At 68.0% G+C, this 9,497-nt stretch carries 7 protein-coding genes; 4 read left to right on the plus strand and 3 right to left on the minus strand.

Annotated elements, in window-relative coordinates:
* The first annotated feature begins 19 nt into the window (after positions 1 to 19).
* Positions 20 to 982, plus strand: a complete 963-nt coding sequence (locus ACPCXD_RS19740) for a helix-turn-helix transcriptional regulator (protein WP_088898615.1) — start codon at positions 20 to 22, stop codon at positions 980 to 982.
* A gap of 81 nt (positions 983 to 1,063) precedes the next feature.
* Positions 1,064 to 2,140 (plus strand): alkene reductase, encoded by a 1,077-nt coding sequence (locus tag ACPCXD_RS19745; protein ID WP_423660900.1) that lies wholly within the window; start codon positions 1,064 to 1,066, stop codon positions 2,138 to 2,140.
* Positions 2,141 to 2,149: 9 nt separating this feature from the next.
* Here the strand turns inward: ACPCXD_RS19745 and mqo are convergent, their stop codons facing one another.
* Positions 2,150 to 3,655 carry a malate dehydrogenase (quinone) gene (gene mqo / locus ACPCXD_RS19750; RefSeq protein WP_423660902.1) on the minus strand — a complete coding sequence of 502 codons (1,506 nt, stop codon included), beginning with the start codon at positions 3,653 to 3,655 and terminating at the stop codon, positions 2,150 to 2,152.
* A 99-nt stretch (positions 3,656 to 3,754) separates the two neighbouring features.
* On the opposite strand from mqo, the gene ACPCXD_RS19755 reads away from it, so the two are divergent.
* Together ACPCXD_RS19755 and ACPCXD_RS19760 are read left to right on the plus strand one after the other, a co-directional pair.
* A complete protein-coding gene (locus tag ACPCXD_RS19755; protein WP_423660904.1) occupies positions 3,755 to 4,660 on the plus strand; it encodes a LysR substrate-binding domain-containing protein in 906 nt (301 codons plus the stop codon).
* Between the two features lie 333 nt (positions 4,661 to 4,993).
* Complete coding sequence (locus tag ACPCXD_RS19760) at positions 4,994 to 6,472, plus strand: aldehyde dehydrogenase family protein (protein ID WP_088898618.1); 1,479 nt, start codon at positions 4,994 to 4,996, stop codon at positions 6,470 to 6,472.
* A gap of 170 nt (positions 6,473 to 6,642) precedes the next feature.
* Here the strand turns inward: ACPCXD_RS19760 and ACPCXD_RS19765 are convergent, their stop codons facing one another.
* Together ACPCXD_RS19765 and gabT are read right to left on the minus strand one after the other, a co-directional pair.
* Positions 6,643 to 8,088, minus strand: coding sequence for an NAD-dependent succinate-semialdehyde dehydrogenase (locus ACPCXD_RS19765; protein WP_423660906.1), 1,446 nt, complete (start codon positions 8,086 to 8,088; stop codon positions 6,643 to 6,645).
* Positions 8,085 to 9,470 carry a 4-aminobutyrate--2-oxoglutarate transaminase gene (gene gabT / locus ACPCXD_RS19770; RefSeq protein WP_088898620.1) on the minus strand — a complete coding sequence of 462 codons (1,386 nt, stop codon included), beginning with the start codon at positions 9,468 to 9,470 and terminating at the stop codon, positions 8,085 to 8,087. The genes ACPCXD_RS19765 and gabT overlap by 4 nt, the downstream gene beginning before the upstream one ends.
* Positions 9,471 to 9,497 lie beyond the last annotated feature (27 nt).

Below are 9,497 nucleotides of genomic sequence, written 5' to 3' on the forward strand. Positions count from 1 at the left end.
GGTGCGGAAGAATGAGGTCATGTCCGACACGAGCTCCCGCACCCTGCGGCTTCTGTCGCTGTTGCAGACCCACCGCTACTGGCTCGGCGCCGAACTCGCCGACCGGATGGGCGTCTCGCTGCGCACCCTCCGCCGCGACATCGAACGGCTCCGCAATCTCGGATATCCGGTGCGGTCCGATCGTGGGGTCGGTGGCGGGTACCAGCTCGCGCCGGGCGCGTCGTTGCCACCACTGGCTCTCGACGACGACGAAGCGGTCGCGCTCGCGGTCGGCCTACTCACCGCGGCCCAGACCTCGATCACCGGGATCGCCGAGATCTCCGTGCGCGCGCTGGCCAAGGTCATCCAGGTGATGCCACCGCGGCTGCGACGCCAGGTGGAGGCGCTCGATGCGGCGACGGTCTCCGCCGACACCCCCTGGGCGACCCGCGCGACCGATTCACAGCAACTCGTCACCGTCGCGCGCGCGTGCCGCGACGACGAACGCATCGTCTTCGAGTACACCGCGGCCGACGGCACCACGACGAGCCGGCGCGTCGAACCCCGGCAGCTCGTCTCCCTCGGGCGACGCTGGTATCTCGTCGGCTACGACCTCGACCGTGGTGACTGGCGCAGCTTCCGGCTCGACCGCATGGCCGAGACCACCGCCACCGGGATGCGATTCCGGCAGCGCGAGCTGCCCGGCGGCAATGCCGCGGCCTTCGTCGAACGCGGCATCCGCAGCCGCTCCCAGGTGAAGGTCAGCGCCGAACTCGAGGCGCCGGAGCACGAGGTGCGGCGCCGGATCGGTCAGTGGGCCGAGGTGATCGCGATCGACTCCGAACGGTGCCGGATCGAGGTGGACGCCGACAGCATGGACTGGGCGGTCTTCGCCGTGGGCATGTCCGGAGGACGGCTGCTCGGTGCGTCGCCACCGGAGTTCGTCGAGCACCTGGAGAACTGGTCGAATCGGCTGGTCACCGCCGTCGAACACTCGGAGTGACCATCCACCCGGCGCTATGACCCATCCCACAATCGGCCGGGCACCGGAATGCCGTCGGGGGTGGGGGTGGTTGCGCCACCCATGGATCTGTTCACACCTGTCGCCCTCGGAGACCTCGAACTCGCGAACCGCATCGTCATGGCCCCGCTGACCCGCCTGCGTGGTGGTTCGGCCGGTGTACCCGGAGATCTGATCGTCGAGCACTACCGTCAGCGGGCGAGCGCCGGACTCATCATCGCCGAGGGAACCTATGTGAACTTCGAATCGCAGGCCTTCGTCGGTCAGCCCGGCATCGTCACCGACGAGCAGGTCGCCGGCTGGCGTCGCGTCGCGGATGCCGTGCACGAGCGCGACGGACGCATCGTGCTGCAGTTGATGCACGGCGGCCGCGTCACGCATCCCGACGTCAACGGTGGCCGGCGTGTCGTCGGGCCGAGCGCGATCGCGGTCGACGGCCAGGTGCACACCGAGCAGGGTAAGCAGCCCTACCCCGTGCCCCACGCGCTGACCATCGACGAGATCCCCTCCGTCGTCGACGACTTCGTCGCCTCGGCCCGCCGCGCAATCGATGCCGGACTCGACGGCGTCGAGGTCCACAGCGCCAACGGCTACCTGCTGCACGAATTCCTCTCCCCCGCATCGAACGTGCGGGACGACCAGTACGGCGGTTCGGTGGAGAACCGGATCCGCCTCGTTGTCGAGGTCGTGAAGGCCGTGTCGGAGGCGGTCGGCGCCGGACGTGTCGGGCTGCGGATCTCCCCCGAACACAACATCCAGGACGCCGTCGAGACCGATCGCGACGATGTGCGTGCCGTCTACGGCGCTCTGGTCGACGCCCTGCAGCCCCTGGGCCTGGCGTATCTGTCGGTCCTGCACAAGGAGCCGACCGGCGATCTGGTCCAGGAACTCCGGAAGCGTTTCGGCGGCAAGGTGATCGCCAACAGCGGCTTCGGCTCGCCGACCACCCGCAACGAGGCCGTGCAGCTGATCGACGATTCGCACGCCGACGCCGTGGCCGTCGGCCGCGCGCTGATCGCCAATCCCGACCTGGCCGAGCGCTGGCGGGACGGGCAGCCGGAGAACGCACCGCGTCCGGAGCTGTTCTACGCGTCCGGAGCCGAGGGCTACACCGACTACCCGTTCCTGCAGACCGCCTGAGCGTAAATCCTACGAGGCGCTCGGATCCTCGCGCGCCGAACCGTTTCTCGCCGCTGCTGTAGCGCGGGCGAGGCCCGGTTCGGCGCGCGAGGTCGTTTCGGTCTCCCGATACAGGTCGGGCATCATCCGTTCGAGCACCGGTCGCCACCGCGCCACGTCATCCGGGAAACACGTGCTCAGCAGCTCGACCATCGCCGATGGAGCGATCGAGGCGCCGGGCGACGCCCCGAGCAACCCGGCGATGCTGCCGTCCGCGCTCGCCACGACCTCGGTGCCGAAGGTCAGGACGCCGACCCTGCGACGATCGGGTTTGACGAGCTGGGCTCGTTGCCCCGCGTCGATCAACTCCCAGTCGGACTGCTGTGCCTCGGGACAGAATCGCTGCAGCTGCCGGAATTTCCGCGCGCGGGACGCGAGCAGTTGGCCGACGAGATAGCGCACCAGCGACAGATTCTGCAGGCCCACCGCCACCAACGGGGCGATGTTGTGTGGGCGCAGGGTGGTGAACAGATCGGTGAGCCGGCCGTGTTTGAGCAACCTGGTGCTGAACGTGGCGTACGGGCCGAACATCAACCACTCGCGTCCGTCGACGACCCGCTTGTCGAGATGCGGCACGGACATCGGTGGTGCGCCCACGTCGGCCTGGCTGTAGACCTTCGCCGCATGCTGGGACACCACGTCGGGATTACCGGTGCGGAGGAACTGCGCGCCGATGGGAAAGACGGCAAAACCTCGCACCTCCGGGATCCGGGCCTTCTGCAAGAGCTTCAGGGCGTACCCGCCGGCGCCGACGAACACGAACCGGGATCGGACCGAAAACCGTCCCGTCGTCGTGCGTCCCGAGACCGTCCACCTCCCGTCGGTGGTGCGGCGCAGTCGTGTGACCTCGTGCCCGGTACGAAGCTCGACGCCACGACGACGCGCGTCCGACAGCAGTCGGTGGGTCAGGGCACCGAAGTCGACGTCGGTGCCTGCCTCGTAGCGCGTGGCGGCGACCGGTTCGGACCCCGAGCGACCTGCCATCACCAGCGGTGCCCATCGGGCGATCGTGTCGGGGTTCTCGCTGTACTCCATTGCGGAGAACAGCGGCGAGCGTTGCAGGGTGGCACGCCGCCGACGTAGATAGTCCACATCGCGTTCGCCGAAGACGACGTTCATGTGCGGTGTCGCGTTCACGAACGTCGTCTCGTCCGGCTCGTCGAGGGACTCCCAGAACTGCCGTGAGATCCGGAACTGTCGGCCGATCTCCTCGGCCCGGGTCGAATCCTCAGGATCGGGCATGTAGTTCAGTTCGCAGAGGCCCGCGTGGCCGGTGCCGGCGTTGTTCCACGGGGCGCTGCTCTCGGCCGCGACCTCGTCGAGTCGTTCCAGGACGAGGATCGACCGATCGGGTTCGAGCCGTGTCAGCAGTGCACCCAGTGTTGCCGACATGATGCCGCCGCCGATCAGGACGGCGTCGCACTCGTGGTCGTCGTGCTGTGGTCCGTCGGCAGAGTGCTTCCGATTCACCATCATTCACCTGCTTTCGCCGTTGTCGATCTTCAGCGTGCCTCTTCCCGATTCATCCGTCCAATGAGATTTCGCAGGTATTACCATGCAGATGTGGATTGGTATATGACGTCCGAGACCGCAATGGTCGCCCCACTGCTCGTCGCCTTCGACGCCGCGGCGCGCGAAGGCCACATCACGCGCGCGGCGGATCTGCTCGACGTTCCCCAGTCCTCGGTCAGTCGCCGCATCCGGGCACTCGAGAAAGCAGTGGGTGTGGCGTTGTTCCAGCAATCCGGACGAGGGGTCGTGTTGACGTCGGCCGGGCGGGAGTTGCACGAACGCACCCGGCATCTGGTCCGGGAGCTCGACGGTGCGATCGCCACGGTGCGTGAGCACGCCGATCCCGATCACGGCGTCGTCCGCTTCGGGTTCCCGCTCACCCTCGGGCCGGTGAGCATCCCGTCGCTGCTGGCCGAGTTCCACCATCTCGCCCCCGGCGTCCGGTTGCACCTGGTCCAGGCGCACGGCGAAGCGCTCGCCGACATGGTTCGGGACGGCCGGCTCGATCTCGCCGTCATCATTCCTCCGCCGGAGGATCTACCGGTCACCGTGCTCGCCCAGCAGCGACTGTTGCTCCACCTCCCGGGCACCCATCGATTCGCCGGACGCGCCCGCCTCGACCTGCGCGATCTCGCGGGCGATCACTTCATCGCCAGCCCACCCGACTATCACATCCGTAGAGAACTCGAATCTGTCTGCGCTGTAGCGGGATTCGAACCGTACATCGCGTTCGAGATCAGCGAGTTCGAAACGATCCGGGCACTGGTCGCCCAGGGCCTCGGGGTTGCACTGTTGCCTCGCTCGGAAACTCCGGTCCCCGGAATCGTCACCGTGCCGGTCGCCGGCATCGCGAATCGCACCATCGGATTGACGACGGGGACGAGGACGCCTTCACCGGCGGTCACGCGACTGCACGCTCACATCGCCGGACACGCCGACAGATTCGACGATCGCCGGCTCGATTCGTAGGCATCGTCCATCGAACGCAAGACGTGGCGCACAGCCGCGAGAGCCGTGCGCCATTTCCTGCGTCGCCGGTCCCGACCAGGCGCAAGCTCCGGGTTCGAATGGTCGCCGGCGGGGTACGCCACACAGATGCGATCGTCTGCAACGAGTGTTATCCGACGCCGCTGTCGGCAGTTCTCGGATACGAGGACATCGTGCGGACTCCGGCATCCAGACCGGCAGGTGGAGCCTATTTGTTCGAACAGATCAACACCACATTCGACGATTCGGTAAACGCATCGACCTTCGAGCCCGTCGTCGCTTTTCCCTGACCTACCTACCGTCGAGGAGTTCTCCATGACAACAACAGATCTCGGTTCCACCGCCACGTTCGCCGGGCAGCCGGTCGCCTCCCAGTTCATCGATGGGCAGTGGCGCGAGGGACGCTCCGACCGCGTCCTGACCGACACCAACCCGTTCGACGACAGCGTGGTCGCCACGATCCGCCTCGCCTCCGCCGAGGACGTCGACGCCGCCTACACCTCCGCCCGGGCAGCACAGGCCGAGTGGGCCGCGACCGGTCCCGCCGACCGCGCCGCGGTCCTGCGTCGCGCCGCGCAGATCCTCGAACAACGCCGAGCCGAGATCATCGACTGGCTGGTCGCCGAATCCGGCTCGACGCGGATCAAGGCCGATACCGAGGTCTCCCTGGCCATCGGCATCACTCAGGAGGCGGCGTCGTTCCCGTCCCGGGTCCACGGATCGATCTTCGATTCGAACACCCCGAACCGTGAGATGCGGGTGTACCGCAAGCCCATCGGAGTGGTCGGGGTGATCAGCCCGTGGAATTTCCCGCTGCACCTGTCGCAGCGATCGGTGGCACCGGCATTGGCGTTGGGCAATGCCGTGGTGATCAAGCCGGCCTCGGACACTCCGGTGACCGGCGGCCTGTTGATCGCCCGGATCTTCGAGGAAGCAGGCCTACCGGCGGGAGTGTTGTCGGTGGTGATCGGCTCCGGTTCGGAGATCGGCGACGCTTTCGTCGAGCATCCCGTCCCGCGGTTGATCTCCTTCACCGGCTCGACACCGGTCGGCAAGCAGGTCGGTGCGGTCGCCACCGGCGGTGAGCACCTCAAGAAGGTGGCACTCGAATTGGGCGGCAACGCACCCCTGGTGGTCCTCGACGACGCCGACCTCGACGCGGCCGTCGAGGCAGCGGTGACCGGGTCGTTCCTGCATTCCGGACAGATCTGCATGGCCGTGAACCGCATCATCGTGCAGGCGCCGGTGTACGACGATTTCGTCGAACGGTTCACCCGAGCCGCGCAGGCCGTGCCCTACGGCGATCCCTCCGCAGACGGCACTTTGGTCGGGCCGGTCGTCAACGATTCGCAGTTGAAGGGCCTCGAGGAAAAGATCGAGCAGGCCCGGCACGCCGGAGCACGCGTTGCACTCGGCGGGAAGATCGACGGCCGGGTCGTGCCTCCGCACGTGTTCGTCGACGTCACACCCGACATGGAGATCGCCCGCGAGGAGATCTTCGGCCCGATGGTCGCGGTCCTGCGCGCCGACGACGAAGCACACGCCCTCGAACTGGCCAACGACCACGAATTCGGTCTGTCCAGCGCAGTCTTCACGCAGAACATCGACCGCGGACTGCAATTCGCGCATCGGGTCGAGGCAGGCATGACGTTCATCAACGAGATGACCGTTCAGGACGAGGCACACGTGGCATTCGGTGGCGAACGCAACTCCGGTCTCGGACGATTCAACGGCGAGTGGGCGATCGAGGAGTTCACCACCGATCACACCATCGGCGTGACTCGGCTGGTGTAGGCACGCAACAGCGCCTCCGCTACGCCGACGGATTCGACGACCGTCGCGGCCGTACGTAGCCCGACCGCACGCAGTCGGCATCCACGGCTGTGTCACAGCTACCGACCGGCTCCGATACGACACGCTGCCGTCTGCACCCTGCGCAGACTCGGGGTGCAGACGGCAGACGCTCACAGGGCGATGTACTTGGTGTCGAGATACTCCTCGATACCTTCGGCGGCGCCCTCCCGGCCGAAGCCCGATTCCTTCACACCGCCGAACGGTGCGGCAACGTCGGAGATGACACCCCGGTTCACGCCGACCATCCCGGTCTTCAGCGCCGACGCGACGCGCATCGCCCGATCGAGGTCGCAGGTGTAGAAGTAGGCGGCCAGACCGTATTCGGTGTCATTCGCGGCGGCGATCGCCTCGTCCTCGGTGTCGAAGATCGTGACCGCCGCGACCGGACCGAAGATCTCCTCCTTCAACAGCCGGACGTCGGCCGGCACCCGGTCGAGCACGGTCGGTGGGTAGAAGCTGCCCGTCCCGTCGGGGATCCGCCCGCCGGTGCGGACGCGGGCTCCTCGCTCGACCGCGTCGCGGACGAGTTCGTCGACCGTGGCGCGCTGCCGGTCGGTGATCAGCGGCCCCAGGTCGGTGCCCTCGTCGAGGCCGTGGCCGGTCTGCAGTGCGGCTATGCGTGCGGTGAGCTTGTCGGTGAACTCCTCGGCCACCGCCCGCGCGACGTGGAATCGGTTGGCTGCGGTGCAGGCCTCTCCCCCGTTGCGCATCTTCGCCGCCATCGCCCCGTCGACGGCCGCGTCGATATCGGCGTCGTCGAAGACCAGGAACGGGGCGTTGCCGCCGAGTTCCATCGAGGTGCGCAGCAGCCGGTCGGCGGACTGCCGGACCAGGTGCTTGCCGACCCCCGTCGAACCGGTGAAGGTGATCTTGTGCATCCGCGAATCGGTGATCAACGGCTCGGTCAGCGCCGCAGCATCGGAGGTCGGCAGGATGGACAGCACGCCGGCCGGCAGACCGGCGTCGGCGAAGACCTGGCCGAGCAACAGCATCGTCAGCGGGGTTTCCGCCGCGGGCTTGACGATGATCGGGCAGCCCGCCGCAAGGGCGGGACCGATCTTGCGGGTGGCCATGGCCAGCGGGAAGTTCCACGGGGTGATGGCCAGCACGGGACCGACCGCTTCCTTGGTGACGAGGATGCGTCCGTTGCCGGCCGGGGCGGTGGCGGTTCGACCACCGATCCGCACGGCCTCCTCGGCGAACCAGCGCAGGAACTCGGCCCCGTAGTTCACCTCGCCGCGCGCCTCGGCCAGGGTCTTGCCCATTTCGAGGGTGATCACGCGGGCGAAGTCGTCGGCGCGGGCCTGCACGAGTTCGAATGCGGTGCGCAGGATCTCACCACGCGTGCGCGGTGCGGTGGCCGCCCACTCGGCCTGTGCCGCACTCGCGAGCTCGAGAGCCTGCAGGCCGTCGGCCGGCGAGGCGTCGGCGACCTCGGCGAGCACCGCACCGGTGGCCGGATCGGTCACCGGGAACGTCGCGCCGGTCGAGGCATCGGCGAGCTTGCCACCGAGCCAGAGCCGGGTCGGAACATCGGCGGGAAGGGTGTGGTTCATCGGATTGCTCCTGCAAGGGACGTGGCGCCGGCGACCTCGCGGACGGCGGCGGTGAGGACGTCGAGACCGTCTTCGAGCAGTTCGTCGGAGATCACCAGCGGCGGCAGCAGGCGGATGACGTTGCCGTAGGTGCCGCAGGTCAGGATGATGACGCCCTGCTCGAGTGCCTTGGCGGCGATGGCCTTGGTCGCCTCGGGGTCGGGTTCACGGGTGCCGGGCTGCACGAATTCGACGGCCAGCATCGCGCCGCGGCCGCGGACCTCACCGATGATGTCGATGTCGGCCGCCAGCGCACGCAGCCGGTCGGTGGCGATCTGCTCGATACGGCGGGCCCGGCCGCACAGGTCCAGCTCGGCCATACGGTCCAGGGTCGCCAGCGCAGCGGCACAGGCCACCGGGTTGCCGCCGTAGGTGCCGCCGAGGCCGCCGCCGTGCACGGCGTCGATGAGATCGGCGCGACCGGTCACCGCTGCCAGCGGCATACCACCGGCGATGCCCTTGGCCAGGGTCATCAGGTCGGGGACGATGTTCTCGTCGTTGCTGGCGAACCAGTCGCCGGTGCGCGCGAAGCCGGTCTGCACCTCGTCGGCGACGAACACGATGCCGTTGGCCTTCGCCCAGTCCACGAGGGCGGGCAGGAAACCCTTGGCGGGCACGATGAATCCGCCCTCGCCCTGAATCGGCTCGATGACGATCGCGGCGACGTTGTGCGCCCCGATCTGCTTGTCGATCTGCGAGATGGCGCGGCGGGCGGCCTGCTCACCGCTGACCTCGGTGCCGTCGTGGTTCAGGCCCTCGCGGAACGGATAGGACGCCGCGACCCGGTAGATGTCGGGCGCGAACGGTCCGAAGCCCTCCTTGTAGGGCTGGTTCTTCGCGGTCAGTGCCATGGTCAGGTTGGTGCGGCCGTGGTAGGCGTGGTCGAACACCACCACGGCGCTGCGACCGGTCGCGACCCGCGCGATCTTCACGGCGTTCTCCACCGCCTCGGCGCCGCTGTTGAACAGCACCGTGCGCTTCGGATGATCACCCGGGGTGAGCTCGGCGAGCTTCTCGGCGACGGCGATGTAACCCTCGTAAGGGGTGACCATGAAGCAGGTGTGCGTGAAGTGCGCGACCTGCTCGCTCACCGCGGCCACCACGGCGGGATCCGAACCCCCGACGCTGGTGACGGCGATACCGGAACCGAGGTCGATCAGCGAGTTGCCGTCGACGTCGACGACGACACCGCCGTCGACGTCGGCGGCGTAGACGGGCACGGACGAGGCGACGCCCGCGCCGACAGCATTGTGGCGGCGTTCGGTCAGAGCGACCGAGCGCGGGCCGGGCAACTCGGTGACGAGGCGACGCTGCTGGGGAAGTCGGTACTCCATCTCGGACATGAGGGTCCTTAAGTTCGTAGGTGCAGG

It is taken from the genome of Rhodococcus sp. AB351 (assembly GCF_049538275.1).
In the GTDB taxonomy this organism is placed as follows: domain Bacteria; phylum Actinomycetota; class Actinomycetes; order Mycobacteriales; family Mycobacteriaceae; genus Rhodococcus.